Below are 27,000 nucleotides of genomic sequence, written 5' to 3' on the forward strand. Positions count from 1 at the left end.
ACCCTCGACCCCATCCGCCTGCGCGAAGAAATCGCCCAGGCCGCCGCCCGCATGATCGCGGAAGATGGCACCGACTACGCCACGGCCAAGCGCAAAGCTGCGCGGCAGTTGCTGGGCGACGTGCGCGTGGCGGGCGAGTGGCTCCCCGACAACGAGGCCGTGGAGGCGGAAGTCCGTCTCTATCAGGCACTGTTCCACTCGGAGAGCCAGCCCCGCGTTCTGGCGCTGCTGCGCCGGCTGGCGGTACTTGCCATGCGCGACCTCGCCGCATTCCGCCCGTACCTGGCCGGGGCTGTGCTCAACGGCACCGCCACCGAGCATTCCGACGTCTATCTGCAGTGCTTCTGCGATAGCCCCAAGGATCTCACCCTGCACCTGCTCAACGCTGGCGTGGACTTCGACACCAGCGAGACCCGGCACTTCGCCGGCCGCGGCGAGGTCGAGACCCTGAGCTTCCTCTGGAAGGGACAGTGGCCTGCCATGCGCGACGCGCGCCTGCTGGCTGGAGAGATCCGTGCGGAACTTGGCCAGCCCGTCGGCATTCATATAGCGCTGTATGATGCGGATGACGAACGCGGCGCAGTCCGGGCCGCGGCCGGCGGCCGGGTTGCCCGTGCCGATGTGGATGCGGTGCTGGCCCTGCTGGCGGCCGCCGAAGCGGCGGCACCCCAGGTGCCCGACGCGCCCGCAGCGGCCTGAGCGCCAGCCTTGACCCGGAGCGCGCGCGAGGCCAGCCAGGGCCATGCGCACCTTCCCGATCGAACCATCCGGGTCCTTACCTCTTCCATCAGCCGCTATCTTTCTTGCTGCCATGACCTCTTCCACCAGCACACCTGTCCGCCGCAGCCGCCTCTGGGTCTGGCTTGCCGTTGCCGTCGCGGCCGCCGCCGCGGGCGCGCTGGCCGGGCACTATGTGTTTTCGCCCAAGCCGGCATCCGACGAGGCCGTCGAGACGTTCCTGCGCACGCAACTGCCAGACCCGGAGGGCACCCAGATCAACTTCGCGCAACTTCGTGGAAAAACGGTGGTTGTGAACTTCTGGGCACCCTGGTGCGGCCCCTGCGTGGAAGAAATGCCCGACCTGAACGCGTTGCATAAAGAATACGCGGGGCGAAAGGTGGAATTTGTCGGCATTGGCATTGATTCCGCCAACAATATCCAGCAGTTCATCAAGAAGATCCCCGTCTCCTACCCACTGGCCGTGGCCGGCTTTGCCGGTACGGAGCTCTCGCGCAACTTCGGTAACGCGGCCGGCGGCCTGCCCTATACAGTGATCATTGCGCCAGATGGCACGGTCAGCTACCGCAAAATGGGCAGGGTTTCCCCTGAGGATCTGCGCGTCGCGCTGCCTCGTAGCTAGCCACAAGATTCTTGATTTGGGGCGAATTTCTCCTAATCTTGTTCGATCGTCACGCAATTTGATCGAAACGCGATTCCGCGGCCCGAAAGTGCGGAATCGAACCTGAAAACTCGCCTGCTTTGAAGCTGCCTATGTCTACGCTGCTAGACAAATCACTCTAAGCTACGGTAATCTCCGCGCAATTTCGTTGAAATGGTCGAGCCGCCGTGATCGATACACCTCCCGAACGCCGCTCTCCCCGCTACCGCAAGGTGCTGGTCCTGCACGGACCGAACCTGAATTTGCTGGGCACGCGGGAGCCGGAAACTTATGGGTACACGAAACTAGCCGATATCGACCTGGCCCTCGCACAGCGAGCCCGCCAGACCGGCATCGCCCTGGCTACGTTTCAGTCCAACCATGAGGGCGCGCTGGTGGATCGTATCCATGCTGCGCGCGACGAGGGCGTGGATTTCATCATCATCAACCCGGCCGCCTATACGCATACCAGCGTAGCGCTGCGCGATGCGCTGGCCGGGGTGGCGATTCCGTTTGTGGAAGTCCACTTGTCGAACGTGCATCGGCGCGAGAACTTCCGTCATCACTCTTACTTCTCCGATGTGGCGATCGGCGTGATCTGCGGACTTGGCTGGCAGGGGTATCTGCTGGCGCTGGACTATGCCCTCGGGCAGGAGCTGGAACAGGCACTGCCCAAGGCCTGATCCGCACATTGATTTCTTAAACCGTTACCGCGCCCCCGGCGCCTGCCCCGCCGCCATGTTCGCGGCGGACCACGGCAGCCCGCCGGAGGCGTCAGTTTTTCCCGGACGCAGTCACCAGAGCGGTGGCCGCCGGACAACCCGATTCAGGAGGATAGAAGATGGACCTGCGCAAGCTGAAGACGCTGATCGACCTGGTGGCCGAGTCCGGCATCTCCGAGCTGGAAGTCACCGAAGGCGAAGGCAAGGTGCGGATCGTCAAGGCGCCGCCGCAGGTCATCGCCGCGCCGATGGCCATGCAGCCGATGCAGGCACTGCCCCCGGCCGCCGCGCCGGCCGCGATGCCCGTCGCCGGTACCGAGCCGGCCGCGCCGCAACTGCCGGTCGGCCATGTCGTGACCTCGCCGATGGTCGGCACCTTCTATCGCGCACCGTCGCCGGGCGCCGCGTCGTTCGTCAATGTGGGCGATACCGTCAAGGAAGGCCAGACGGTCTGCATCATCGAAGCGATGAAGCTGCTCAACGAGATCGAGTCGGACAAGGCTGGCGTGATCAAGGAAATCCTGGTCGAGAATGGCCAGGCGGTGGAATACGGCCAGCCGCTGTTCATCATCGGCTGAAACTGACCGGCATGCCGCGCCACCCGCAGCCTGCGCCGGCGTTCTCCGGCCAGCCATGGTGGCGACGGCCACCAGGCGTTCCTCGTCCCGGTGCCAGCACCCCCGCCCGCACTCCGGCTGCCCTCGCCGGGGACGCCACGATCCGCCGCGGTGGGACCGCCTTTCTCCTCGCAGAGAGTGACTATGTTTGAAAAAATTCTGATCGCGAATCGCGGTGAAATCGCCCTTCGCATCCAGCGCGCCTGCCGCGAGCTCGGCATCAAGACTGTGGTGGTGTATTCGGAAGCCGACAAGGAAGCCAAGTACGTCAAGCTGGCCGACGAAGCCGTCTGTATCGGCCCCGCGCCCTCGCCGCTGTCGTACCTCAACATGCCGGCCATCATCTCGGCCGCCGAGGTAACCGACGCGCAAGCCATCCACCCGGGCTACGGCTTCTTGTCGGAAAACGCCGACTTCGCCGAACGCGTGGAAAAGTCTGGTTTCGTCTTCATCGGCCCGACCTCCGAGAGCATTCGGCTGATGGGCGACAAGGTCTCGGCCAAACAGGCCATGATCAAGTCCGGCGTGCCGTGCGTGCCGGGTTCCGAAGGCGCCCTGCCCGACGACCCCAAGGAGATCCTGGCCACGGCGCGTGCCGTGGGCTATCCGGTCATCATCAAGGCAGCGGGCGGCGGCGGTGGCCGCGGCATGCGCGTGGTGCACACCGAGGCCGCCCTGGTCAATGCGGTCAACATGACGCGCGAGGAAGCCGGTCGCGCCTTCGGCAACCCGGAGGTCTACATGGAGAAATTCCTGGAGAACCCCCGGCACGTCGAGATCCAGATCCTGGCCGACCAGCATCGCCAGGCGATCTGGCTGGGCGAGCGCGACTGCTCGATGCAGCGCCGCCACCAGAAGGTCATCGAAGAAGCACCTGCGCCGCACATCCCGCGCCGCCTGATCGAGCGCATCGGCGATCGCTGCGCCGAGGCCTGCAAGAAGATCGGCTACCGTGGCGCCGGCACCTTCGAATTCCTGTACGAGAACAACGAGTTCTACTTCATCGAGATGAACACGCGCGTGCAGGTCGAGCACCCGGTCACCGAGATGATCACCGGCATCGACATCGTGCAGGAGCAGATCCGCATCGCCTTTGGCGAGAAGCTGCGCTGGCGCCAGAAGGACGTGCAGCTGCGCGGCCACTCGATAGAATGCCGCATCAACGCCGAGGACCCGTTCAAGTTCACGCCGTCGCCCGGGCGCATCACCGCGTGGCACATGCCCGGCGGTCCCGGCGTGCGGGTCGACTCGCACGCGTATGATGGCTACTTCGTGCCGCCCAACTACGATTCGATGATCGGCAAGATCATCACCTACGGCGCCACCCGCGAGCAGGCCATCGCCCGCATGCGGATCGCGCTGTCGGAAATGGTGGTGGACGGCATCCAGACCAACGTACCGCTGCACCGTGAGCTGATGCTCGATGCCAACTTCGTCGAAGGCGGCACCAGCATCCACTATCTCGAGCACCGCCTGGCCCAGAAGAACGTGGCCAAGGGCGGCAAGATCTGAAGCCCCGGCGCGGCCAGTCATAACTGATCGACAAGGATCGCCTGTGGCATTTCAGGAATGTGTGATCGAAATCGCACAAGACCAGGCCGAAGCCTGGTCTGATGCGCTGTTCGACCTCGGCGCGCTGTCGGTCTCGGTGGAAGACGCCGATGCCGATACGCCCGACGAGCAGCCGCTGTTTGGCGAGCCCGGCATGGAGCCGACCCGCCTGGCATGGAACCGCTCACGCGTGGTGGCGCTGTTTGACGACAGTGCCGATCCCGTGCTCGTGGTGGCCGCCGCCGCCAATGCGCTGGGCGTCGACCCGGTGCCGGCTTACCAGCTGCGCCCCGTCGAAGACCAGGACTGGGTGCGCCTGACGCAATCCCAGTTCGCGCCGATCCGCATCGGCGAGCGCATCTGGGTGGTGCCGTCCTGGCACGATGCGCCGGACCCCGATGCGGTGGTGCTGGAGCTGGACCCGGGCCTGGCCTTCGGTACCGGCAGCCATCCCACCACGCGGCTGTGCATGCAGTGGCTGGAACAGAACATCAAGGCGGGTGAAACGGTGCTCGACTACGGCTGTGGCTCGGGCATCCTCGCCATCGTGGCGCGCAAGCTGGGCGCCGGCGACACGCTCGGCATCGATATCGACCCCAACGCGGTGGAAGCCTCGCGCTATAACGCCGAGCGCAATCGCGTGGAGGCTACCTTTGCGCTGCCGGAAACCGTCTCCGAGGCCAGCTACGACCTCGTCGTCGCCAACATCCTGTCCAACCCGCTGAAGCTGATGGCGGCCATGCTGAGCGCGCGGGTTCGCCCCGGCGGCCGGCTGGTGCTGTCGGGCGTGCTGGAGCGGCAGGCCGACGAAGTCGCCGCAGCCTACGCGCCCTGGTTGCCCATGTCGGTCTGGCGCAGCGAGGAAGGCTGGGTCTGCCTGCATGGGACCCGCGGTGAAGGCCCCGGCACCCAGCGCTGAGCCAAGCCCATGGCCGCAGCCAAGCTCGTCACGCGTTGCCCGGCCTGTCGCACTGCCTTTCGGCTGGTGGCGGACCAGTTGCGGCTGCGCCAGGGGCTGGTCCGCTGCGGCCAGTGCGACACCGTCTTCGATGCACGCGAGCACCTGATCGAGTTGCCGGCGCCAGAGCCGGCAGCCGGCCCCGGGACCATCGCGCAGGCGGGGGAAGACATTGCCGCCCCTGCCCCCGCCACGCCCCCTGCACAGGAGGCGCCCGCCGAGCACGCGCACGAAGAAACACACAAGGCTGCCCGCGCACAGCGCGCCCCGCGCAAGCGGGCACATGCCGTGGCGCCACCGGACACGGAAGCGCACCCGGCCGAAGCCACCGCCGTGCCGCACGAAGCACCGCACTTCGACACGTCTGCCCAACACGACGCCGACGACAGCCGCCCCACCGCCGTGCCCTTCGACCCAGGCTACGACCCTGGCTATGACGTGCCGGCGCTCGACGCGCCCACCGTCATGCTGTACCAGACGCAGGCGGAAGCCGACGAGGCCGTGCAGGCCAGCAACCATCGGTCGGAGCCGGAAACCGGCACCGCCGACGCTCACGAGGACGAGCCTTGCGCGGTGTTCGTACCCGGCATCGTCGAGAGCGAGGAAGCTGGCCTTAGCGCCGCTGCCGAGGTAGTGGCAGAGGCGGGGGCGGACGCACCGCAGGCAAGCGAAGCACCCGCCCCCGCGCCAGAAGCAGCACCCTGGCCGCAACTCGACCCCAGCACGCTGGGCGACGGCGATGCCACGCACACCGCTGACATCGCCGATACGGAAAACGCCACCGACACGGCGGAAGCGGCGGAAGCGGCGAACGAAGCATCCGCCACGCGTGCCGCCGCCAACACCGAGGCCGACGCAGCGGCCATCCCGAGCGCAAGCGGCTATCTGCGCGCCGAAGCGCAGGACGATCTCCCCGAGATTCCCGAAGCGGCCTCACGCGAACAGGCCGAGCGGCCGTGGATGCGCAGCGACACGCCCGCCACCCCGTCCTTCGCGCCCGACTTCCTGCGCCACGCGCGTGAGCGCGATCCTGGCCCGGCCAGGCGCAAGCGCATGCTGCAAAAGCTGGCGACCGGGTTCCTGGTGATCGCGGGACTGCTGCAAGGCACCTACCTGGCGCGCAGCCAGCTGTCCGGCCGCTTCCCCGCATTGCGGCCCGCCTTCGAGGCGGCCTGCGCGCCGCTGGGTTGCGAGGTGGCGCCGTGGCGCGACATTGATGCCTTGCGCATCGAGAGCTCGCTGCTGCAAAAGCAGGATGACGAATCCGACGCCTACCTGCTCGCCGTGACGCTGCGTAACCAAGGCCGCGCCACCGTGGCGCTGCCCGCCATCGAGCTGGTCATGACGGACCTCCAGGACCAGCTCCTGCTGCGCCGTGTGCTGCAACCCGCCGACTATCTCGAATCCGAGCAGCAGGCCTTTGCTAGGCATGGCCTGCGGGCAGGCACGGAGCTGCCGGTTCGGGTACGATTCCGGTCGCAGCAGGCGGCGGCAAACTACCGCGTGCTGATCTTCTATCCCTGAATTCCATCTGGGCTCGCCGCTAATCCCTAGCGCCCCCGATTTGCGAGCCCGCATTTCACACAGGAGCACATATGAGCAACGTCACCCTCGGCGGCAACGCCATCGAAGTCGGCGGCAAGTTTCCGCAAGCCGGCGACAAGGCCCCCGCATTCTCGCTGGTCGGCAAGGACCTGAAGGACGTCACGCTGGCCGACTTCGCCGGCAAGCGCAAGGTGCTCAATATCGTCCCCAGCCTGGACACCCCGGTGTGCCAGGCTTCGGCCCGCAAGTTCAACGAAGCCGCCAGCGGCCTGGCCAACACCGTCGTGCTGACCGTCTCGGCCGACCTGCCGTTCGCCATGGGCCGCTTCTGCACCGCTGAAGGCCTGGCCAACGTGGTGCCGCTGTCGCTGATGCGCGGCGCCGACTTCAAGGGCAACTACGGCGTGGACATCAAGACCGGCCCGCTGGCCGGCGTGACCGCGCGCGCCGTGGTGGTGCTCGATGAGAACGACACCGTGAAGTACAGCGAACTGGTCTCGGAAATCAAGAACGAGCCGAACTACGACGCCGCACTGGCCGCACTGAAGTAAGCGCGCCACCTGCCAGGCTCGGCCACCCGGCAAAACGGGTGGCCGTTTTTGCATTCAGGGGCACCGGCATGACCCGGTGGCCCCGTCAGCCCGCATTACGAGAATTGGAGAGAGCATGTCCAGCCTGATCTGTGGCTCCGTTGCCTACGACACCATCATGACGTTCGAGGGACATTTCCGCGAACATATCCTGCCCGACCAGATCCACATGCTGAACGTGTCCTTCCTGGTCCCGTCCATGCGCCGCGAGTTCGGCGGCTGCGCCGGCAATATCGCCTACACGCTGAAGCTGCTTGGCGGCGACCCGCTGGTCATGGCCACCGTCGGCGTGGACGCCGAGCCCTACCTGCAACACCTGCGCGCGCTCGATATCAGCACCGAGCACATCCGCACCCTGCCCGACACCTTCACGGCGCAAGCAATGATCACGACCGATCTGGAGAACAACCAGATCACGGCGTTCCACCCCGGCGCGATGAACCAGTCGCAGCTCTCGCAGGTACAGGACGCGCTTGGCGGCAGCAACGCGCCGGGCCTGGGCATCGTCGCCCCCGACAGCCGCGAAGGCATGCTGCACCACGCGCGCCAGTTCGCCGACGCCGGCGTGCCGTTCATCTTCGACCTGGGCCAGGCCATGCCGCTGTTCAACGGCGACGATCTGCGCCAGTTCGTTGAACTCGCCAGCTACGTGACGGTCAATGACTATGAAGCCCAGGTTCTGCTGTCGCGTACCGGCTGGACCAGCGATGAAGTCGCCGCGCAGGTCAAGGCGTTCATCGTGACTCACGGCGAAAAGGGCGCCACCGTCTTCGCCGACAAGCAGAAGTACAATATCGCCTCCGTGAAAGCGGATCGCGTCGTCGATCCGACGGGCTGCGGCGATGCCTTCCGCGGCGGCCTGCTTTATGGCATCGAACAGGGCTTCGACTGGGAAACAACGGGCAGGCTTGCCAGCCTGATGGGCTCCATCAAGATCGCGCACCAGGGTCCGCAGAACCATAAGCCGTCGCGCGACGAAATCGGTGAACGCTTCCAGTCCGCTTTTGGCTACCGCTACGAGTAACACCTTTTTCGGGATTGATCCTATGCACACCCTGTTTCGCACCAGCGCCATCGCGCTCGCCGCCGCAGCCACCCTGGTGGCTGGCTGCGCTGCGCAGTCGAATTCCGCCAGCATCTATACGCCGGGCCAGGCGCAGCGCGAGCAGACCTTGCGCTACGGCGTGGTCGAGACGGTTCGCGAGATACTGATCCAGGGCGACCAGACCGGCGCCGGCACCATCGCCGGTGGCGCCATCGGCGGCATCGCCGCGGGCAGCACCATCGGCAGCGGCGGCGGCTCGGTGGCGGCCGGCGTGCTGGGCGCCGTGCTCGGCGGCATCGCTGGCAGCATGGCCGAGAACAAGATCAGCCAGCGCCGTGGCCTGGAAATCACCGTGCGCCTGGACAACGGCGATATGCGCGCCATCGTCCAGGACGCCGACGAAGCCTTCCGTCCGGGCGAGCGCGTGCGCTTGCTATCCTCGGGCGGCACGACCCGCGTCACGCACTAAGAGGCTGTTTCAAAATGAAGCGAAGCGGTTCTGGCTAGGCGCGCGGCCGCAGACAGTACAACTGGTACGGCAAGGCCGCGCAACGACGCCAGAATCTTTTTGAAATGGCCTCTAAAAGCAGTACGCGGGACGGCATAGGGCGGCCCTGGGTGGCCGCGCAGCGGGGGCGCAACCAAGAGGTTGCCACCCCACCGTTCGATGGCTCCTGGCACGTTCTGGAGCGGTCTGCGGGACCGCCCTGCACACGCCGCATGCGATCCCCGCAAAGCGCTGCCTCCCTAACCGGAGCAGCGCTTTTTCTTTGCGGCGTTGCCGGGCCGGGTTCTCATGTCCCGCGCCCCGCTCCGCGCTTGCCGTTTTTCGATCGCCCATGAAAAAACCCGCCGGGCTTGCACCATCGGCGGGTTGGCAAGACTAGCGTCTTGCGGACCGGATACGCGGTATCCGGTCAGTGCGGCACGCCCTGCGTGCCTTGGCATTTCCCGGCGGTAGCCGTTGCCGGCACGCTTACGGACGGGTGCCCGTGGGGAAAGGCCATGCCGCAGCCGGGTTCAGCGCGGTCTTGGCAGCTGCAGCGGGTGCAACAGCAGGTGCAGCGGCAGGCTTGGCAGGCGCGGCCTTCTTGGCAGCAGCCTTCTTGGCCGGTGCCTTCTTGGCAGCAGGCGCCTTCTTGGCCGGTGCGGCCTTCTTGGCAGCAGCAGCCTTCTTGGCGGGCGCGGCCTTCTTGGCAGCCGGTGCAGCCTTCTTGGCCGGTGCGGCTTTCTTGGCGGCGACCTTCTTGGCCGGTGCGGCCTTCTTCGCTACAACCTTCTTGGCAGCAGCTTTCTTGGCCGGTGCGGCCTTCTTGGCTACAACCTTCTTGGCTGCGGCCTTCTTTGCCGGTGCTGCTGCCTTCTTCGCTACGACCTTCTTGGCGGCGACCTTCTTCACTGCAGCCTTCTTGGCCGGTGCAGCTTTCTTGGCCGGTGCTGCCTTCTTGGCGGCGACCTTCTTCACAGCGGCTTTCTTGGCCGGGGCGGCTGCCTTCTTGGCGGCCGGCTTGGCGGCGACCTTCTTAGCCGCCGGTTTCTTCTTTGCAGTCGTTGCCATGGATAACTCCTTCACTAGAGAGTGAATATCGAATGACCTAAGTTGGCGACCCGACCGACCCGAGGCGCGATACAGCAATGCGACCCCAATCGAGCGAGCGATTCATCGGCGCACGGCGCGCGTTGTGGCCGCACGCTAATGAATTCGGTGGCAGGGGCACCGCGGCGCGCGGTGCGAATGTGGCCAAGCGGAGCCCGCAGCCGGGCTTCTGACGCTTGCCGCGCCCTGGAATATTCGATCTGCCCGCGCCATCCGCCGGATCGGCGCGCGACATGAAAAGAGAGATATCGGCCGGCATATCCGTGATGCGGGCCAAGCCACGCACACCACGTACGGCATTTTTTCGGGGGTAGTTCGCCCATCCCGTTACTGGGCCAAAGGAGACTGCACGCGTTTTAGAAAACCAGTACGGCTTGGTCTGCGTCAAAGTTCTAGTGCTCCTGAGCTACCTGTTTCATTGCATCGAAGTGGGTGGCGCTCATCGTTGCGCATCACGTCCAACCTCATCGTTGCATCTTGCTGTCTTGCCTACCATGCAGCCATGCAATGAAGTGAGACTCTTGTCAAGGCGAATCATAATTCGTTTGTTGGGCGATGTTAAGAAAAAAGTGCAAAAAAACTTGCGTGCGAGCATGACAACTTCATCGTCTTCGTCGTTGCGCCGCGCTGACCTCGTCTTTGCTTGCGCGCGCTGCGCTCTCATCGCGTCTCTCGCACCCTCGCGACGCTGCTCTCGAGCATGCGCGATGCCCCTTCGACACGGCATCGCGCGAGCGTGAAGACGTCGCTGGCGTGCTCCGGATTTTCGGCGCGCGCATCGCAGCGGGCGCGACTCCCATGCCTTTTGGCAATGCCGATTCCCGCTCATTGTGTAAAGCCGGAAACCCGCATGCACAAAGGCTTTTAGGGAAGCAGAAAAGTTCTGCGCAACAACCGTCGGCACGCGTTGCGCGAGCGCTGGGACGCGTGATGCCCGGATGCGATCGAGCGCTGCGAGGACATCGGCAGCGCTACCGCGAAGACGCGCATCCGCAACGCAGCGCGCGGCGCGCACAGTGCGCGTCGCCTCAACTCGGCATGCACGCTCACGCGCAGCGCGCGCAGTGATGCGCCGACGCAACGGTTTGAGAATCGTCACCGCGACGCGCGCTCTCCAACGATGCTCGAACGATGTCGATCACCATCTCGCACGCGCATCGCGCGAGCGTCATCGACACGTGAGACACCCTTCCGAATCTCGCTTCGCAGGTGCTGTCGCTGGTGATCTCGCCGATGATCTCGCCGGTGATCTCACGGCGGTGTCGGCATGCATCCGACAGCGGATGACTTCGCGCGTCGACCCGGCCAGCAGATCGCGTGGCGAGGCATCGGCTCGCGCACCATCCGAATGGACTACTGCGAATGGAGCAGGTCGCCGGTGCGCGCAAGGAACGCGAGCGTGGATGGCCGCACGCGCCGGCACCCCTGCGGCAGCAAGCGCGCCGTGGCGCCCCTGCTTGAAACGTACCGCTAGAGGATTGCTTCGAGTGCCGGGCAGCGGACAATTTGCTGCATGACAAAATCCGCCTGCTTCCAGACGCCAGGCCGGTCTGCGGCAGATGCCGGAGGGGCTTTGGTGCGTACGCAAAGGCGGGCTGGCGATTGCAGCACGGGCGCATCGCCAGTAGATTGGCGTACGCGCGCCACCGGGTTGGCCCTGTGCTGGCATCATGGCGCGCACCAACTCGAAGAGGAGATCCCGATGCACTTTACTGCCCCCCGCTGCGTCGCACGCGCCGCCGCCGTCGCGGCACGCACCGCCGTGCTCGCCGGCGCGCTGCTGGGTAGCGCCGCTGCGCTGGCCCAGGCCACCCCCACCGGCGCATGGAAGACCATCGACGACGCCACCGGCAAGCCGCGCGGCCTGGTGGAGATCAGCGAACAGAACGGCGTCTATAGCGGCAAGCTGGTCAAGAGCTTTACCGAGAACGATGGCAAGATCAAGGTGTGCGACAAGTGCACCGACGCGCGCCGCGACCAGCCCATCATGGGGATGACCATCATCACCGGCCTGCGCAAGACCGGCGACAACGAGTGGAGCGGCGGCGAGATCCTCGACCCCGAAAGCGGCAAGCTCTACAAGACCAAGATGTCGCTGGCGGACGATGGAAAGAAACTCAACGTGCGCGGCTTCATCGGCATCAGCCTGCTGGGCCGCACCCAGACCTGGGAGCGCGAACGCTAGCCTGCCACGACTGGCGATGCCGGTGCCACCGACGGCACCGGCATCATCGCCAGCTTGCCTGCGCGCATCGCCGCCGCGCCACCTCCGCCACATCCTCCCCCGCACGCCCCACCCATGCCGCCCGCGCTCCCTTGCGCGGCTTGCGGCCCGTCGCCTGCCATGCGCTGCCCGCATGACGACATGCGCAGAATTCGTTTTCGGCACGGCGGCGCTGCTCCTACCATCGGACTACCTGCCGTGCGCCGATGGATCCCCGACCGCACCGGGCGGCGCTGCCACGCCGACCCGGCATCGACGCGGTGCGCGCACCGGGCCCGCCAACCCAGGAGGATGTCATGCACGCAAGCGCCCACCCAGAAGCGCCATCGAAGCCACCAAGCGTCAGCGGCGCGCAACGCCGCCACGCCATCGTCGCCACCGTGATCGGCAACGGTCTCGAGTGGTTCGACTTCACCGTCTATAGCTTCTTCGCCGTCATCATCGCGAAGCTCTTCTTTCCCACCGGCAACGACCTGTCTTCACTGCTGCTCGCGGTTGCCACGTTTGGCGTGGGATTCTTCATGCGGCCGGTCGGCGGCATCATCCTCGGGGTATACGCCGACCGCGTAGGCCGCAAGGCAGCGCTGTCGCTGACCATCCTGCTGATGGCGCTGGGCACCACCATGATCGGCCTGGCGCCCACCTATGGTCAGATCGGTGTCTTCGCACCACTGCTGATCGTGGTGGCACGGCTGCTACAGGGCTTCTCCGCCGGCGGCGAAATGGGCGGCGCCACCGCCTTCCTGACCGAGTACGCACCGGTGGAGCGCCGCGCCTACTACTCCAGCTGGATCCAGGCGAGCATCGGCGTGGCCGTGCTGCTGGGCGCCGCGGTCGGTACCTTCGTCACCTCCGCGCTGAGCACCGAGGCGCTCAATAGCTGGGGCTGGCGCCTGCCATTCCTGCTCGGGATCGTGATCGGGCCGGTGGGCTACTACATCCGCCATCACCTCGACGAGACGCCGACCTTCCGCGATGCCACCGACAAGTCGGACTCGCCGCTGACCGAAGTGCTGCGCGACTACCCGCGCCAGACCGCGGCCAGTTTCTCGATGGTGATCTTGTGGACTGTCTGCACCTATGTGTTGCTGTTCTATATGCCGACGTACTCGGTCAAAGTGCTTCATGTGCCGCAGTCGACTGGCTTCATCGCCGGCATGGTGGGCGGCCTGGCGATCATGGTGTGTTCGCCGCTGGTCGGGCTGCTGGCCGATCGCATCGGGCGCCGCGTGCTGCTATCGGGTTCCGCGCTGCTGATCCTGGTGCTGGCTTACCCGATGTTCGCCTACATCAACCAGGCCCCGGGGCTGGCTTCGCTGGTGGTCTTCCAACTGGTGTTCGGTATCTTGATCGCCACCTACACCGGCCCGATCCTGGCGGCGTTCTCCGAGCTCTTCCCGGCCAAGGTGCTGTCGACCGGATTGTCGGTGGCCTACAACCTGGCGGTCACCATCTTCGGCGGCTTCGCGTCGTTCATCATCACCTGGCTGATCGCCAGCACGGGCAGCGCCATGGCGCCTGCGTTCTACGTGATGTTCGCCGCCGCCATCAGCCTGGCTGGCACACGCCTGGTGCGCGAGCCCGCCTACCTGCGCCCGGCGCAGGCTACCCGAGCCACTCAACCCGTCTAATGACCGTCCCGCGCATGAAACAGATCCTACTCAAGGGCGGCAACGTCCTCGACCCTGCCCATGGCAGCCTTCTGCAACGCCACGATGTGCTGATCGAAGGCGAGCGCATCGCCGACGTTTCGGCTACGCCGATCCACGCGCCCAGCGCGCAGGTGATCGACCTCTGCGGCAAGACCGTGATGCCCGGACTGATCGACTGTCACGTGCACGTGCTGGCGTCGCTGGCCAACCTCGGCCTGAATGCGGTGCAGCCTAATGTACTGGTGGCGTTGCGCGCCGTACCGATCATGAAAGCCATGCTCGAGCGCGGCTTCACCACCGTGCGCGATGCGGGCGGCGCCGACTGGGGCCTGTCGCAGGCCATCGAAACCGGCCTGGTGCCGGGCCCGCGCATCTTCCCGTCGGGCAAAGCACTGTCGCAAACCGGCGGGCACGGCGACTTCCGAGCGCGCGCCGATGTGCTGGAGCCATGCTCGTGCGCCTTCCGTGCCGGCGCCATCGCCCGTGTGGCCGATGGTGTGGATGCGGTGCGCCTGGCGGTGCGCGAAGAGATCCAGAAGGGCGCCACGCAGATCAAGATCATGGCATCCGGCGGCGTGGCGTCGCCCACCGACCCGATCGGCAACACGCAATACAGTGAAGACGAGATCCGCGCCATCGTGGCCGAGGCCGAAGCGGCCCAGACGTATGTGATGGCGCACGCCTATACAGGCCGCGCCATCGCGCGCGCGGTGCGCTGCGGCGTGCGCACCATCGAGCACGGCAACCTGGTCGACCGCGCCGCCGCGCGCGTGATGCGCGAGCATGGCGCGTTCGTGGTGCCTACCCTGGTCACCTACGATGCGCTCGCGCGCGACGGCGCGCGCCTGGGCTTGCCGGCGGAATCGGTGGCCAAGATCGAAACCGTGCGCCAGGCCGGCCGCGACTCCCTCGCCATCTATGCGGACGCCGGCGTGCCGATGGGCTTTGGCTCCGACCTGCTGGGAGAGATGCACCAGGACCAGTCGGAAGAGTTCCGCATCCGCGCAGAGCTGCTCGGCAACCTGGAGGCGATCCGCAGCGCCACTTCGATCGCCGCCGCGATCCTGCAGCGCGAAGGCGAGCTCGGCACTGTGCGCGCCGGCGCGCTGGCCGACCTGATCGCGGTCGATGGCAACCCGCTGGCCGACATCGGCCTGCTCGGCGGCCAGGGCAAGCACCTGGCGATGGTGATGCAGGCGGGCAGGCTGCATCGCCAGCCGGGCTGAAGTCAAACGCGGCAAACGAGGCAAACGCGGGCGGACAGTGCCCGCGGACTATCATGACGGCTAAACCGTTCCATTCGCCGCCATGCGCATCTCCCCCCTTCCGCCCCTGCCCTGCCTGGTCGCCTTCGAGTCGGCCATGCGGCATGGCAGCTTCACCCGCGCCGCCAGCGAACTTCACCTGACGCAGAGCGCCATCAGCCGCCAGGTGGCGCAGCTCGAACACTTCCTCGGCAAGAAGCTCTTCATCCGCGAGCCGCGCGCACTGCGCCTGACGGTAAGCGGCCAGGCTTATGCCGAAGAGGTGCAGCGCCTGCTGTCGGCCTGCGCCGAAGCGACCGAGGATGTGATGAAGCGCAAGGGCCATGCCGAGCTGACGGTGGCCTGCTCCTGCGGCGTGGCGGTGCTCTGGCTCACGCCCAGGCTGGCGGCCTTTCGCACCGCGCACCCCGACATCCACCTGCGCCTGCTGGTCAACGACAGCCTGGCCTCGCTCTCGCCCGCCGAGTTCGACGTGGGCATGTATTACCTGCGCGAGGGGCCGCCGGCGGGACTGGCATCGCGCCGGCTTTACGACGAAGACGTGTTTCCCGTCTGCGCGCCGCGCTACCTGGCCGGCCGCCGGCTGGCGCCAGCGGACCTCCCCGGCGAGACCTTGCTGATGCTGGAAGACGGGCAGCGCCAATGGATGTCGTGGCAGACCTGGCTGGCGCACAACGGGCTGGCGGACGCGCGGCCACCGCACAAACTGGTGGCCAACCAGTATCCGATCCTGCTGCAGCTCGCCATTGAAGGCCAGGGCATCGTCCTGGCATGGCGTCACATGATCGACCGCTGCCTGCAGGAAGGGCTGCTGGTGCGCGCCTGCGAGGCGAGCGCGAGCCTGGGCGGTGGCTACTACGCGGTGTGGCCGCAAGACCGCGCGGAGGCCGCGGCAGCGCGCACGTTCCGCAACTGGCTGGCACAGCAGAGCGCGGAAAGCCAGTAACGGAGCGCATGCGGGTTCAGCGAATTGACAGGTTCGCTGGTTATGATCCGTCGCAGCAGCATCCGAGCACCTAGCACCTGTGCCCCCATGCACCCGTGCACCCGTGCACCCAAAACAGCCAATGGAGACAACCATGCGTATCCCCGCCACCAGCCGCGCGCTGGCCCTCGCCGTTCCCGCCCTGTTCACCGCCGCCTTCGCCATGCCCGCGCAGGCTGCCGATGCCTGGCCGACCCACGTGATCAAGTTCGTCGTGCCATTTACCGCCGGCGGCGCCAATGACCTGGTGGCGCGCGCCGCCGCCGACGCGGTTGGCAAGCGCCTGGGCCAGACCGTGATGATCGAGAACCGCCCGGGCGCTGGCGGCGTGGTGGGTGCGGACTACGTGGCCAAGGCCAAGCCGGATGGCTACACCTTCCTGATCGGCGCCGTAGGCACGGTCACCAACAGCCTGATCCGCGCCAAGATGCCCTACGCGGCCGACGACCTGGTGCCGGTCTCGCTGGTCGCCGTGAGCCCATCCGTGATCGTGGTCTCGCCGTCCCTGCCGGTGAACAACCTGAAGGAACTGGTCGAGTATTCCAAGAAACAGGCTTCGGGCGCCAACTTCGCCACCGCCGGCAGTGGCAGCACGCCGCACTTTGTCGAAGAGATGCTCAAGGAGAAAGGCGCGGTGCTGACCGTGGTGCCCTACAAGAGCGGCTCCGAGAGCATCACCGCGGTGATCGGCAACCAGGTCACCGCGACCTCCGAGGCCAGCGTGGTAGTGCTGCCCAACATCAAGGCCGGCAAGCTCAAGGCGCTGGGCGCCACCTGGGACAAGCGCATGAGCGCGGCGCCGAACATCGCGACCACGGCCGAGCAGGGCATGCCGGACGTGCGCATCGGCCACTGGGCAGGCGTGTTCGCACCCAAGGGCACCGACCCCGCCATCCTCAAGAAGATGAACGCCGAAATGAGCGCCGCCATGCAGACGCAGGAAACGCGCGACCGCCTGATTCCGAACGGCATCGAACCCGCCGGCGGCACGCAGGAGAGCTTCATTGCCTTCATCAAGTCGGAGCGCGAGCGCCTTGGCCGTATCGCAAAGAACGCCAACATGACGGCGGAATAAGAAATATTTTCGGCCGTCCCGACGACAAGGGCGGTGAATGTCTGTATCGGGCTCGTTACGTACGGGCCCGTTTCATTTTATAAATGTGTCTAATACGCATCTTTTAACGGGAAATATGCGCAACAGAATTCACGAATGCCAACAAATGTTTCTAAATTAGAACATTAGAAATGGCATCACAATGTCTGTGATAAAAAGACAACGCGAATTGCAACGCAAATCATTCGCATTTATATTCCGGCTCGCCCAACCACCATTGTCTTCCGCCGTTGGCCGAACCGATCCAGGCGCGCACCTTCTTGCCGCTGTCGGCCGGCTCGTGCCCGCGGCCGCACCGGAACCGAGAAACGACATGAATCGCCGCACGCCGATCGCGACTGCCCTGCTCGCGCTGTTCGCCACGCCCGTTGCCGCCCTGGCCCAGACGGCCGCCACGGCCCCCGCGACGCAGCCCACGACGACGCTGCATGAGGTGGTGGTGCAAGGCAGCAGCGTCAACGACGACTACAACGCGGTAAAGAACGCAATCAGCAAGCTGCCCGCGGAACTGCGCGACATCCCGCAATCGGTCACGGTGGTCAACAAGGCGCTGATCGACGCGCAGGGCGGCACCTCGCTGGCGGATGCGCTGCGCAATGTGCCGGGCATCACCATCGGCGGCGCCGAGGGTGGCCAGATCGGCAACAACATCAACCTCAACGGTTTCTCCGCGCGCACCGACATCTACCTGGATGGCTTCCGTGATCGCGGCCAGTACTATCGCGACGTCTTCGCGCTGGATTCGGTGGAAGTACTGATGGGCCCCTCATCGATGCTGTTCGGGCGTGGCTCCACCGGGGGGGTGATCAACCAGGTCACCAAGAAGCCGTCGCTCAAGGCTGCCACCGAAGTCACCGGCTCGGTCACCACCAACGGCCTGGTGCGCGCCACCGCGGACTACAACACGCCCACGGGCGAGACCTCGGCCTTCCGGATCGCGGCAATGGCCCAGGACGGCTCGGCTAGTACGCGCGACCAGACCAAGGTGAAGGACTTCGGCCTGGCGCCGTCGTGGCGCCTGGGCATCGGCACCCCCACCGAAATCACGCTGTCGGCGCTGCTGCAGCATAACGAGGACCAGCCCGACTACGGCCTGCCGGCCATCAACGGGCACCCGGTCAACGTCGACCGAAAGACGGCCTATGGCTTCAACGACGACCGCACCATCCAGGACGTGGCCGCGCTGGGCGCCACCGTTGATCACAAGTTCTCGCCCAACCTGCGCCTGCGCAACCAGACCCAGTTCAACTACGTCAACACCAACGCGCGCGAAACCGCGCCGAACGCCGTCGGCACGGTCAGCGCCAAGGGCTTCACCCCGCTGACCACCACCACGCTGCCGCTGGATGCGCTGTTCGTGCGCCAGCAAAGCCACGACCGCCATATCCGCGACTACTCGATCTTCAACCAGACCGAGCTGACCGCCAAGTTCGACACCGGCCCGGTCAAGCACACCGTGCTGGTGGGCGCCGAAATCGGCCACGATGGCTATGACAACCAGAACTACTACCGCAACGGCACCTGCAACGGCGTGCCGCTGAACTCCGCCGCCACCCCCACCGCGGCGGCCGGCATCAGCGGCTACGCGGCGTGCGAGCCGGTCGTCAACCCGACCTACAGCAACTCGCCGGCCACCGCGCCGAGCGCGACCGGCAACCGCCAGGGCGCGGCGGCCAACACGCTGGCGGCCTACATCAACGACTCGGTGGAGTTCAGCAAGCAATGGAAGCTGGTGGGCGGGCTGCGCTACGACAAGTACATTGCCAGCATCACCAATTCCATCAACTCGTCCAATACGCTGGGCAGCACCGTGTTGCCCAGCGCCAGCCAGACGGTCAACTTCACCAGCGTGCGCGTGGGCGGCATCTGGCAGCCGACCGAGGCGCAGTCCTACTACCTGTCGTATGGCACGTCGTTCAACCCGTCGCTGGAGCAGCTGGTGGGCACCGTGGGCCAGCAGAACCTGGACCCGGAAAAGAACAAGTCCTATGAAGTGGGCGGCAAGTGGGACCTGCTGGGCGGCGACCTGTCGCTGGACTCGGCGCTGTTCCAGATCACCAAGGACAACGCCCGCAGCCAGATCGACGCCACCACGTACTCGCTGGCCGGCAAGATCCGCGTGCGCGGCTTCCGCGCCGGCGCGACCGGCCGCATCACCAGCAAGTGGCAAGTCTTCGCGGGATACACCTACCTGGACGGCGAGATCGTCAACGGCATCGCCGCCGGCACCCAAGGCATGGTCCCGACCAATACGCCCAAGCACACCGCGACGGCATGGACCAGCTACCGCGTGTTGCAGGACTGGGAAGTGGGCGGCGGCGCCTTCTATATGTCGCAGCGCTACGCCAACAACACCAACACCGTGCAGGTGGGTGGCTACGTGCGCTGGGACGGCATGATTGCCTACCATCAGCCGAAGTACGACGTGCGCCTGAACCTGTTCAACGTGTTCGACAAGAAGTACTACGATGCGCTGATCCAGTCGGACGGCGGACGCTCGGTGCCCGGCACCGGCCGCACCGCGATGCTGTCCTTCATCTACCGTATGTAAGCTGAGGTAAAGTGGCGCGATGCCACGTCACGCGGCGGCGCCGGAAACCTCCCGCGCGCTGGCGCCGAACCCTGTCGAGATCGTCATGCTTGTCTGCATTCCCAAGGTACTCAACGCGGAGCAGCTTGCCGTGCTGCGCCAGCATCTCGACCAGGCCGGCACGGCCTGGGTGGATGGCCGCGTATCGGCCGGCTACTCCGGCGCGCCGGTCAAGTTCAACCAGCAGATCGACGAGCGCGCCGAAGTGGCACAGCAGTGCCAGCACCTGATCCTTGGCATGCTCGAGCGCAATCCGCTGTTCATCAGCGCCGCGCTGCCCAATATCGTCTACCCGCCGATGTTCAACCGCTACAGCGAGGGCATGACCTTCGGCGCCCATGTGGACGGCAGCGTGCGCATTCATCCGCACAATGGCCGCAAGCTGCGTACCGACGTCTCGGCCACGCTCTTCCTCAGCGACCCCGCCAGCTATGACGGCGGCGAGCTGCAGGTGGAAGACACCTACGGCACCCACAGCGTCAAGCTGGAAGCCGGCGACATGGTGATCTATCCCGCCACCAGCCTGCACCAGGTCACACCGATCACGCGCGGCACGCGCGTGGCGAGCTTCTTCTGGATCCAGAGCCTGGTGCGCGACGACGCGCAGCGCGCGCTGCTGTTCGACCTCGACAACGCGATCCAGAAACTCAACCAGACCGGCGCCGACGATGGTGCGCGGCGCTCTCTGGTGGGTTGCTACCACAACCTGCTGCGGCAGTGGACCGAGACCTGAAAGGGGACGAGTCCATCCACCGCGCGGCTATGCGAACTGCTCCGCCAGCGCCGTCCTGACCTTCCCGACCAGTGCTGCCTCCCCGGCCCGTGCAGGCAGCAGGAAAAATTCCGCCGTGGGCAGGGCCGGCAGCTTGAGCCTGGCCAGCGTAGCGGCATCGATCCGCGCCACGCCCGGCCCGATCGCCGACTCGTTCAGGCACGAGACGCCAAGCCCGGCAGCCAGCGCCAGATGCAGGCCAGCGACGCCGGAGGCGGAATGGGCGATCACGTGGTCCAGGCGCCGTCGCCGCAGCGTCTGCACCACGAACTGATGCAGCGAGCAGGTATCGGGCAGCAGCACCAGCGGCAGCGGGCCGCTCACGCGCTCCGCCTCGCCCTGCGCCGCGACCCAGGCCAGCGCTTCGCGGCGCAGCACGGTGCCGCGCACGCCCTTGGCGCCAGCCTGCTGGCCTCCCCCCTTGCCCGGCAACCGCATCGACAATCCGATATCGAAATCATCGGTGTGCATTCCCGCATCGATGACGCTGCTTTTCGTCACCTGTACATGCAGCCGCAGGTAGGGATAGCGCTCGCGCAGCCCGCGCAGCATGCCGGCAATCTCGCCCGGTCGGAAGTAGTCCGTCACCGCGAGCCGCAACTCGCCATCCAGCGTGTGGCCGCGCAGGTCTTGCAGCGCCAGCTCGGACAGCGCGAGGATGCGCCGCGCATGCTCGAGCAAGCGCGTGCCGGCGGGTGTCGGCGCCGCGCCCTGCTTGCCGCGCGTGAGCAGCGCCACGCCGGCGCGCTCCTCCAGCTTGCGCAGTTGCTCGCTGACCGAGGACTGCGACAGGAACAGCCGAGGCGCCGCGGCGGACAGGCTGCCGGCGTCCGCCACGGTCACGAACGTGCGTAGCTGGTCGAGTTCAAGTACGCGCATGGCGGGCCCCCATCTCATTTCGGCATTAACGATGGATGGTATCGTAAATTCCCGTTTTTCCGATGGAAGGCAAACACCTAGACTGGCATCACTTACCCGCTGAGCCAAACCCAGCCAACCCAGTGAAACCGCAAGAATGAAGGAGTCCGTCATGCCCCACATCAACCTGCAGATTTCCGGCAAGCCCAATGCATCGCTGACCCGCCGCAGCGCCGCCGCCGTAGCCGAACTGACCCAGCGCGTACTCGGCAAGAAGCCGGAGGTCACCGTCGTTTCCGTGCAGTACATCGACCACGACGCCTGGATCATTGGCGGCGAGCCGCTCTCGGAGCTTGGCCGCAACGCCTTTCACCTCGACATCAGCGTAACGGACGAAACCAACACCAAGGCTGAGAAAGCGCAGTACCTGAAGGCCGTGTTCGAGGCCCTCTCGGAGCTGATCGGCAACGTACATCCGGTTTCATACATCCACGTGGTGGATGCGCGCGCCGCCACCTACGGCTACGGTGGCCTGTCGCAGGAATACCGCTACCAGCACGGCTGAGCCCAGGCCAAGGACGACGGCGAAATGCGAGCCTTTGAGACAGGACATTGTCGCAGCGCAGCAAATTGTGGCAAAGTCGGCACCTGATCTGCCGCGCACGGCGCCACGAGCGCCGCGCGCGCGGAGCAACCACAAGGAGAACCGATGTCCTTCCTCATCGTCCTGGCCGCCCTGGCCTTCCTGATGTTTGCGGCCTACCGTGGCTACAGCGTCATCCTGTTCGCCCCGGTGGCCGCGCTTGGCGCCGTGCTGCTGACCGAGCCCGCCGCCGTGGCGCCGGTCTTCTCCGGCATCTTCATGGAGAAGATGGTCGGCTTCGTCAAACTGTATTTCCCGGTCTTCCTGCTGGGCGCCGTGTTTGGCAAGGTAATCGAGCTGTCGGGCTTCTCGGAGTCCATCGTGGCCGCGGCCATCCGCTACATAGGCCGCTCGCGTGCCAATGTGGTGATCGTCGCCGTTTGCGCGCTGCTGACCTATGGCGGCGTCTCGCTGTTCGTGGTGGTGTTCGCCGTCTATCCGTTCGCGGCGGAGCTTTACCGGCAGAGCAATATCCCCAAGCGGCTGATGCCGGGCGCCATTGCGCTGGGCGCGTTCTCGTTCACCATGGATTCGCTGCCGGGCACGCCGCAGATCCAGAACATCATCCCCACCACCTTCTTCAAGACCACGACCTGGGCAGCGCCGGTGCTAGGCCTGCTCGGCTCGCTGTTCATCATCGGGGTGGGCCTGGGCTACCTGGAGTGGCGCCGCCGCGCGGCCATGGCACGCGGCGAGGGCTACGGCGCAGCGTTGCGCAATGAGCCGGAGCGCAGCCAGACCGGCCACCTGCCGCATCCGGCACTGGCGCTGCTGCCGCTGGCGGTGGTAGGCGTGGCCAACTTCGTCTTCACGCGCATGATTCCGCAGTGGTACGGCAGCAGCAACAGCGTGTCGCTGCCCGGGCTGGCCAAGCCCGTGGAGACCCAGATCGCCACCGTGACCGCGATCTGGGCGGTGGAGGCGGCGCTGCTGCTGGGCATCGTGGTGGTGGTGGCAACGGCGTTCGGCGCGGTGCGTGAGCGCTTTGCCGAGGGCAGCAAGAGTGCCATCGGCGGCGCGCTGCTGGCCGCCATGAACACGGCCTCGGAGTATGGCTTCGGCGGCGTGATCGCCGCGCTGCCCGGCTTCCTGGTCGTCAGCGATGCGCTCAAGAGCATCGCCAACCCGCTGGTCAATGCCGCCGTGTCTGTCAGCACGCTGGCGGGCATCACCGGCTCGGCGTCGGGCGGCATGAGCATCGCGCTGGCCGCCATGTCGGACACGTTCATCCACGGCGCGCAGGCCGCCGGCATTCCGCTCGAGGTGCTGCACCGTGTGGTGTCCATGGCCAGCGGCGGCATGGATACGCTGCCGCACAACGGCGCCGTGATCACCCTGCTGGCGGTGACGGGCCTGACGCACCGGGAGTCCTACCGCGACATTTTCGCGGTGACCGTCATCAAGACGCTGGCCGTGTTCTTCGTGATCACGGTCTACTACGTGACCGGCCTGGCCTGAACGCGGCGGCGCGCGCCGCGCCTTGTGGATCGCGCCATCCTTACCTAGTGTGAGTGGGTAGCCGGCCGTGAGCGTGCGCTTTGCGCGCCACATGCCGGATGCTCCACCCTGCACTTCCCACCGGAACACCGCATGAAAACCGTGAGTCTGCCCGGCGGCGAAAGCGTTGCCGCGCTCGGCATGGGCACCTGGAACATGGGCGATCAGCCGGCCGCGCGCGCGGAAGAACTTGCCACGCTGCGTCTCGGGCTGGACCTGGGCCTGACGCTCATCGACACCGCCGAGATGTACGGCGATGGCCGCTCGGAGGAACTGGTCGGCGAAGCCATCGCCGGCCGGCGCGACGAGGTCTTCCTGGTCAGCAAGGTGTACCCGCACAACGCCGGGCGCACCGGCGCGGTGGCCGCCTGCGAACGCAGCCTGCGCCGCCTGGGCACCGACCGCCTCGACCTGTACCTGCTGCACTGGCGTGGGGGCGTACCGTTGGCGGAGACCATGGAGGCCTTCATGGCGCTGCGCAAGGCCGGCAAGATCCGGTACTTCGGCGTCAGCAACCTCGACCTTGACGATATGCGCGCGCTGTGGCGCGTGCCCGGCGGCAAGGAGGTAGCGGCCAACCAGTTGCTCTACAACCTCACGCGGCGCGGCATCGAGTGGGACTTGCTGCCCTGGCTGCGCGAGCATGGCGTTCCGTTGATGGCTTACTCGCCGATCGAGCAAGCCACGCTGCTGCGCAATCCCCGGCTTGCAGGCTTTGCCAAGAAACATGGCATCAGCCCGGTGCAGGCGGCGCTGGGCTGGCTGCTGGCGCAGCAGGGCGTCATCGCGATTCCCAAGACCAGCCACCGCGAGCGCCTGCGCGAGAACCACGGCGCACTCGCGCTGCGACTCTCCGCGCAGCAACTGGCCGAGCTGGACGCGGCCTTCCAGCCACCGGACGGCCCGCACCCGCTGGCGATGCTGTGATGTTGTGATGCCCAGGAGCCCCCGCCATGACACTCGACTACGACGCCATCATCATCGGCACCGGCCAGGCCGGCCCCCCGCTGGCGGCGCGCCTGAGCGCGGCCGGCCAGAAGGTGGCCGTGATCGAGCGCCAGTCGTTCGGCGGGACCTGCGTCAACACTGGCTGCATCCCCACCAAGACCATGGTGGCGAGCGCCTACGCGGCTAACCTGGCCCGGCGCGGCGCCGAGTACGGCGTGGTGCCCACCGGGCCTGTGACGCTGGATATGGCTCGCGTCAAGGCGCGCAAGGACGGCGTCGTCGGCAAGTCCATGCACGGCGTGGAAACGTGGGTGCGCACGCTGGAACATGGCACCGTCCATCTCGGCCACGCGCGCTTCGAGGGCCCGGACACTGTGCGCGTGAACGACACCCTGCTGCGAGCTCGCAAGATCTTCATCAACGTCGGCGGGCGTGCCGCTGCGCCGCCGATGCCCGGGATCGAACAGGTGGACTACCTGACCAACGCCGGCATGATGCGCGTGGACACCTTGCCGCGGCACCTGCTGGTAGTGGGCGGCAGTTATATCGGGCTGGAGTTCGGCCAGATGTTTCGCCGCTTCGGCAGCGAGGTCACCATCGTGCAGCGCGGCCCGCGCCTGATCGAGCGGGAGGATCCCGATGTGTCCGACGCCGTGCGCGGCATCCTCGCCGCAGAGGGCATCGGGCTGCGCCTCGATGCCGAGTGCATCGCGCTGGAACAGCGCGGCGCCGAGGTCGTGGTGAAGATGGATTGCGCGCAAGGCGCGCCCGAGATCGTCGGCTCGCACGTGCTGCTGGCGGTGGGACGGCGGCCCAATACCGACGATCTTGGCCTGGACCGCGCCGGCATCGCCGTGGATGCGCGTGGCTACATCCAGGTGGACGAGCAGTTGCGCACCAATGTGCCCGGCATCTGGGCCATGGGCGACTGCAACGGGCGCGGCGCCTTCACCCATACCGCCTACAACGATTTCGAGATCGTCGCGGCCAACCTGCTGGACGCGGCATCCGGCGAGCCGCCCCGCACGCTCGGCGACCGCATCCCCGCCTATGCCCTCTACACCGACCCGCCGCTGGGGCGCGTGGGCATGAACGAGGCCGAGGCGCGCCGGTCCGGGCGCAATGTGCTGGTTGGCATGCGGCCGATGACGCGGGTTGGCCGCGCGGTGGAAAAAGGCGAGACGCAAGGCTTCATGAAGATCCTGGTCGATGCCGACAGCCGCGAGATCCTTGGCGCGGCGGTGCTGGGCGTGGGCGGCGACGAGGTGATCCATTGCATCCTCGACGCGATGTATGCGTGCGCGCCGTACACGGTGCTCCAGCGCGCCATGCATATCCACCCAACGGTGTCCGAGCTGATCCCGACCATGCTGGGAGAGCTGCATCCGCTGGAGCCGGCCGGCCTGGCGGCGTAACTGGCCAGCGCGGCCCAGCGCTGGGCCGCGCGGCTAGCGCCGCGGCGCCGGCGCCGCGCGCTCGCCCAGGTACACCAGCAGCAGCTCCTCGACGGTGAGGCGCCGGAGCCTGGCTTCGCGTCCGATGGCGCGCTCCAGCTCAGAGAGCTGGAAGGCTTCCACGCTCATGCCGACAGCGCGCGCGTGGCGCGGGGTGATGACCTTGAGCAGCGCCACCACTTCGGGGTTGTCGGCGAGAAAACGCTCATGGGCAAGTTGCAAGCGCTCGGGGGAAAGAGTCATCGGGAAAGGACCGCAATAAGGTGGAGGCAGGTAGGTGGCGTGCGACGGCCTGGCGAGCAGGTACGGGCAGGAATGCGCGCCGGTGCCCGCGCATTACACCACAGCCGTGCCGCAGCCCCCAACCGCAGCGCAACCGCAGTGCAATCGGAACGCAAGCGCAGGCCTCGCCGCGTTATTGCGCCTTGGCGGTATAGCGCTCGCGCTCGACGTAGCGGACCAGGTAGTTGCGGGTCTTGGCTTCGGTATCCTGGCTCACCCGGTCAGCAGCCTGGCGCGCGCCGTCGCGGCCATGCGAGGACACCATCTGTGCATCCAGGTAATCGCGAAACGCCGCGTGCATGGCGTCGAGCCGGGGCCGGCACGCCTTGAGCGCCGCCCTGGCGAGATCCTGCGCGGAGGCGCTGCTGGCCATGCCGGCATCGGCCTGATCCTTTGCGCACGTCGTGTAAGCCGCGCGCAGCGATTGCCATTGCTCATTGGCTTCGGCGGAGGCTTGCGGATTGGCGGGCGCGTGCGAAGCGCAAGCCGCTGCCAGCAAGGCGACGGGGATGAGGGAGATGAGATGGAGAACGGATTTCATATGTCATGGACTTATCTGGCACGGCCGGGTTCCTGTCCGGATGAAACAGGTTGTTGCGACGCGGCCGTGCTTGTAGGACACCGCGCTCCAAAAATGCAGCCTCCGTCCTACAGCCATTCGCGAGAATGCTTTGTATATTTCTATAGAAACGATGGAAGTACACCGGCTTTTC

The 27,000-nt window shown here is 66.4% G+C and carries 25 protein-coding genes; 21 read left to right on the forward strand and 4 right to left on the reverse strand.

What is annotated here, in order from left to right:
- The 10 genes from AC1RWI_RS22220 to AC1RWI_RS22265 all read left to right on the forward strand — a co-directional run.
- Positions 1-699: UDP-N-acetylmuramate--alanine ligase (locus AC1RWI_RS22220; protein ID WP_492868803.1), on the forward strand; the 699-nt coding region annotated here is incomplete at its 5' end.
- A gap of 112 nt (positions 700-811) precedes the next feature.
- Positions 812-1,360, forward strand: coding sequence for a TlpA family protein disulfide reductase (locus AC1RWI_RS22225; RefSeq protein ID WP_492868851.1), 549 nt, complete (start codon positions 812-814; stop codon positions 1,358-1,360).
- Positions 1,361-1,566: 206 nt separating this feature from the next.
- Positions 1,567-2,061 carry a type II 3-dehydroquinate dehydratase gene (gene aroQ, locus AC1RWI_RS22230; protein ID WP_173430691.1) on the forward strand — a complete coding sequence of 165 codons (495 nt, stop codon included), beginning with the start codon at positions 1,567-1,569 and terminating at the stop codon, positions 2,059-2,061.
- A 158-nt stretch (positions 2,062-2,219) separates the two neighbouring features.
- On the forward strand, positions 2,220-2,678 hold the full coding sequence (accB, locus tag AC1RWI_RS22235) for an acetyl-CoA carboxylase biotin carboxyl carrier protein (RefSeq protein WP_043349608.1): 459 nt from the start codon (positions 2,220-2,222) through the stop codon (positions 2,676-2,678).
- Between the two features lie 183 nt (positions 2,679-2,861).
- A complete protein-coding gene (gene accC, locus AC1RWI_RS22240; RefSeq protein ID WP_043349611.1) occupies positions 2,862-4,229 on the forward strand; it encodes an acetyl-CoA carboxylase biotin carboxylase subunit in 1,368 nt (455 codons plus the stop codon).
- Between the two features lie 43 nt (positions 4,230-4,272).
- Positions 4,273-5,187, forward strand: coding sequence for a 50S ribosomal protein L11 methyltransferase (gene prmA / locus AC1RWI_RS22245; RefSeq protein WP_043349612.1), 915 nt, complete (start codon positions 4,273-4,275; stop codon positions 5,185-5,187).
- A 9-nt stretch (positions 5,188-5,196) separates the two neighbouring features.
- Positions 5,197-6,750: a DUF3426 domain-containing protein gene (locus AC1RWI_RS22250; protein WP_492868806.1), complete on the forward strand. Its 1,554-nt coding sequence runs from the start codon at positions 5,197-5,199 to the stop codon at positions 6,748-6,750.
- A 71-nt stretch (positions 6,751-6,821) separates the two neighbouring features.
- The gene (gene tpx / locus AC1RWI_RS22255) at positions 6,822-7,322 is read left to right on the forward strand and encodes a thiol peroxidase (protein WP_043349617.1); all 501 of its coding nucleotides are present in this window, start codon (positions 6,822-6,824) and stop codon (positions 7,320-7,322) included.
- 115 nt (positions 7,323-7,437) lie between these two features.
- Entirely contained in the window at positions 7,438-8,385 is a 948-nt protein-coding gene (locus AC1RWI_RS22260) for a carbohydrate kinase family protein (RefSeq protein ID WP_043349620.1), read from the forward strand.
- A 22-nt stretch (positions 8,386-8,407) separates the two neighbouring features.
- Positions 8,408-8,875: an outer membrane lipoprotein gene (locus tag AC1RWI_RS22265; RefSeq protein ID WP_043349623.1), complete on the forward strand. Its 468-nt coding sequence runs from the start codon at positions 8,408-8,410 to the stop codon at positions 8,873-8,875.
- Between the two features lie 507 nt (positions 8,876-9,382).
- Here AC1RWI_RS22265 and AC1RWI_RS22270 read toward each other — a convergent pair.
- Positions 9,383-9,964 carry a histone H1-like DNA-binding protein gene (locus AC1RWI_RS22270; protein WP_043349628.1) on the reverse strand — a complete coding sequence of 194 codons (582 nt, stop codon included), beginning with the start codon at positions 9,962-9,964 and terminating at the stop codon, positions 9,383-9,385.
- A 1,741-nt stretch (positions 9,965-11,705) separates the two neighbouring features.
- Here AC1RWI_RS22270 and AC1RWI_RS22275 point away from each other — a divergent pair.
- The 7 genes from AC1RWI_RS22275 to AC1RWI_RS22305 all read left to right on the forward strand — a co-directional run bounded on the left by AC1RWI_RS22275 (position 11,706) and on the right by AC1RWI_RS22305 (position 20,566).
- Positions 11,706-12,188, forward strand: a complete 483-nt coding sequence (locus AC1RWI_RS22275; protein ID WP_043349637.1) for a DUF2147 domain-containing protein — start codon at positions 11,706-11,708, stop codon at positions 12,186-12,188.
- 335 nt (positions 12,189-12,523) lie between these two features.
- Positions 12,524-13,858: an MFS transporter gene (locus AC1RWI_RS22280; RefSeq protein ID WP_492868809.1), complete on the forward strand. Its 1,335-nt coding sequence runs from the start codon at positions 12,524-12,526 to the stop codon at positions 13,856-13,858.
- Between the two features lie 14 nt (positions 13,859-13,872).
- Positions 13,873-15,105 carry a metal-dependent hydrolase family protein gene (locus AC1RWI_RS22285; RefSeq protein ID WP_043352324.1) on the forward strand — a complete coding sequence of 411 codons (1,233 nt, stop codon included), beginning with the start codon at positions 13,873-13,875 and terminating at the stop codon, positions 15,103-15,105.
- An 82-nt stretch (positions 15,106-15,187) separates the two neighbouring features.
- Positions 15,188-16,090 carry a LysR substrate-binding domain-containing protein gene (locus AC1RWI_RS22290; RefSeq protein ID WP_043349645.1) on the forward strand — a complete coding sequence of 301 codons (903 nt, stop codon included), beginning with the start codon at positions 15,188-15,190 and terminating at the stop codon, positions 16,088-16,090.
- Positions 16,091-16,223: 133 nt separating this feature from the next.
- Entirely contained in the window at positions 16,224-17,204 is a 981-nt protein-coding gene (locus AC1RWI_RS22295; protein ID WP_043349648.1) for a Bug family tripartite tricarboxylate transporter substrate binding protein, read from the forward strand.
- A gap of 352 nt (positions 17,205-17,556) precedes the next feature.
- Positions 17,557-19,794 carry a TonB-dependent receptor gene (locus AC1RWI_RS22300; RefSeq protein ID WP_492868812.1) on the forward strand — a complete coding sequence of 746 codons (2,238 nt, stop codon included), beginning with the start codon at positions 17,557-17,559 and terminating at the stop codon, positions 19,792-19,794.
- An 85-nt stretch (positions 19,795-19,879) separates the two neighbouring features.
- Positions 19,880-20,566, forward strand: coding sequence for a Fe2+-dependent dioxygenase (locus AC1RWI_RS22305; RefSeq protein ID WP_043352326.1), 687 nt, complete (start codon positions 19,880-19,882; stop codon positions 20,564-20,566).
- A gap of 27 nt (positions 20,567-20,593) precedes the next feature.
- On the opposite strand, the gene AC1RWI_RS22310 is transcribed toward AC1RWI_RS22305, so the two are convergent.
- The gene (locus AC1RWI_RS22310; RefSeq protein ID WP_492868814.1) at positions 20,594-21,484 is read right to left on the reverse strand and encodes a LysR family transcriptional regulator; all 891 of its coding nucleotides are present in this window, start codon (positions 21,482-21,484) and stop codon (positions 20,594-20,596) included.
- Positions 21,485-21,635: 151 nt separating this feature from the next.
- Between AC1RWI_RS22310 and AC1RWI_RS22315 the strand changes: the two genes are divergently transcribed.
- From AC1RWI_RS22315 to AC1RWI_RS22330, 4 genes are all read left to right on the forward strand, one after another.
- The gene (locus AC1RWI_RS22315; RefSeq protein WP_043349656.1) at positions 21,636-22,028 is read left to right on the forward strand and encodes a tautomerase family protein; all 393 of its coding nucleotides are present in this window, start codon (positions 21,636-21,638) and stop codon (positions 22,026-22,028) included.
- 144 nt (positions 22,029-22,172) lie between these two features.
- Positions 22,173-23,564, forward strand: a complete 1,392-nt coding sequence (locus AC1RWI_RS22320; RefSeq protein ID WP_492868816.1) for a GntP family permease — start codon at positions 22,173-22,175, stop codon at positions 23,562-23,564.
- 132 nt (positions 23,565-23,696) lie between these two features.
- A complete protein-coding gene (locus AC1RWI_RS22325) occupies positions 23,697-24,530 on the forward strand; it encodes an aldo/keto reductase (RefSeq protein ID WP_043349662.1) in 834 nt (277 codons plus the stop codon).
- Positions 24,531-24,556: 26 nt separating this feature from the next.
- On the forward strand, positions 24,557-25,966 hold the full coding sequence (locus AC1RWI_RS22330; protein WP_492868818.1) for an FAD-containing oxidoreductase: 1,410 nt from the start codon (positions 24,557-24,559) through the stop codon (positions 25,964-25,966).
- A 33-nt stretch (positions 25,967-25,999) separates the two neighbouring features.
- Here the strand turns inward: AC1RWI_RS22330 and AC1RWI_RS22335 are convergent, their stop codons facing one another.
- Together AC1RWI_RS22335 and AC1RWI_RS22340 are read right to left on the reverse strand one after the other, a co-directional pair.
- A complete protein-coding gene (locus tag AC1RWI_RS22335) occupies positions 26,000-26,248 on the reverse strand; it encodes a DUF6388 family protein (protein WP_144409844.1) in 249 nt (82 codons plus the stop codon).
- Positions 26,249-26,420: 172 nt separating this feature from the next.
- Positions 26,421-26,828 (reverse strand): hypothetical protein, encoded by a 408-nt coding sequence (locus AC1RWI_RS22340; RefSeq protein WP_492868820.1) that lies wholly within the window; start codon positions 26,826-26,828, stop codon positions 26,421-26,423.
- Between the last annotated feature and the right edge of the window lie 172 nt (positions 26,829-27,000).

This window comes from Cupriavidus sp. MPR-AND1C (genome assembly GCF_058809705.1).

Bases quoted from the DNA above. Each gene is read 5' to 3' on its own strand.
- AC1RWI_RS22280 (WP_492868809.1), top strand. From the start codon at position 12,524: ATGCACGCAAGCGCCCACCCAGAAGCGCCATCGAAGCCACCAAGCGTC.
- AC1RWI_RS22335 (WP_144409844.1), bottom strand. From the start codon at position 26,248: ATGACTCTTTCCCCCGAGCGCTTGCAACTTGCCCATGAGCGTTTTCTC.
- AC1RWI_RS22270 (WP_043349628.1), bottom strand. From the start codon at position 9,964: ATGGCAACGACTGCAAAGAAGAAACCGGCGGCTAAGAAGGTCGCCGCC.
- AC1RWI_RS22340 (WP_492868820.1), bottom strand. From the start codon at position 26,828: ATGAAATCCGTTCTCCATCTCATCTCCCTCATCCCCGTCGCCTTGCTG.
- accC (WP_043349611.1), top strand. From the start codon at position 2,862: ATGTTTGAAAAAATTCTGATCGCGAATCGCGGTGAAATCGCCCTTCGC.
- AC1RWI_RS22295 (WP_043349648.1), top strand. From the start codon at position 16,224: ATGCGTATCCCCGCCACCAGCCGCGCGCTGGCCCTCGCCGTTCCCGCC.
- AC1RWI_RS22330 (WP_492868818.1), top strand. From the start codon at position 24,557: ATGACACTCGACTACGACGCCATCATCATCGGCACCGGCCAGGCCGGC.
- AC1RWI_RS22300 (WP_492868812.1), top strand. From the start codon at position 17,557: ATGAATCGCCGCACGCCGATCGCGACTGCCCTGCTCGCGCTGTTCGCC.
- AC1RWI_RS22315 (WP_043349656.1), top strand. From the start codon at position 21,636: ATGCCCCACATCAACCTGCAGATTTCCGGCAAGCCCAATGCATCGCTG.
- AC1RWI_RS22285 (WP_043352324.1), top strand. From the start codon at position 13,873: ATGAAACAGATCCTACTCAAGGGCGGCAACGTCCTCGACCCTGCCCAT.
- AC1RWI_RS22260 (WP_043349620.1), top strand. From the start codon at position 7,438: ATGTCCAGCCTGATCTGTGGCTCCGTTGCCTACGACACCATCATGACG.
- AC1RWI_RS22275 (WP_043349637.1), top strand. From the start codon at position 11,706: ATGCACTTTACTGCCCCCCGCTGCGTCGCACGCGCCGCCGCCGTCGCG.
- AC1RWI_RS22325 (WP_043349662.1), top strand. From the start codon at position 23,697: ATGAAAACCGTGAGTCTGCCCGGCGGCGAAAGCGTTGCCGCGCTCGGC.
- AC1RWI_RS22290 (WP_043349645.1), top strand. From the start codon at position 15,188: ATGCGCATCTCCCCCCTTCCGCCCCTGCCCTGCCTGGTCGCCTTCGAG.
- tpx (WP_043349617.1), top strand. From the start codon at position 6,822: ATGAGCAACGTCACCCTCGGCGGCAACGCCATCGAAGTCGGCGGCAAG.
- AC1RWI_RS22320 (WP_492868816.1), top strand. From the start codon at position 22,173: ATGTCCTTCCTCATCGTCCTGGCCGCCCTGGCCTTCCTGATGTTTGCG.
- accB (WP_043349608.1), top strand. From the start codon at position 2,220: ATGGACCTGCGCAAGCTGAAGACGCTGATCGACCTGGTGGCCGAGTCC.
- AC1RWI_RS22310 (WP_492868814.1), bottom strand. From the start codon at position 21,484: ATGCGCGTACTTGAACTCGACCAGCTACGCACGTTCGTGACCGTGGCG.
- AC1RWI_RS22305 (WP_043352326.1), top strand. From the start codon at position 19,880: ATGCTTGTCTGCATTCCCAAGGTACTCAACGCGGAGCAGCTTGCCGTG.
- AC1RWI_RS22250 (WP_492868806.1), top strand. From the start codon at position 5,197: ATGGCCGCAGCCAAGCTCGTCACGCGTTGCCCGGCCTGTCGCACTGCC.
- AC1RWI_RS22225 (WP_492868851.1), top strand. From the start codon at position 812: ATGACCTCTTCCACCAGCACACCTGTCCGCCGCAGCCGCCTCTGGGTC.
- AC1RWI_RS22265 (WP_043349623.1), top strand. From the start codon at position 8,408: ATGCACACCCTGTTTCGCACCAGCGCCATCGCGCTCGCCGCCGCAGCC.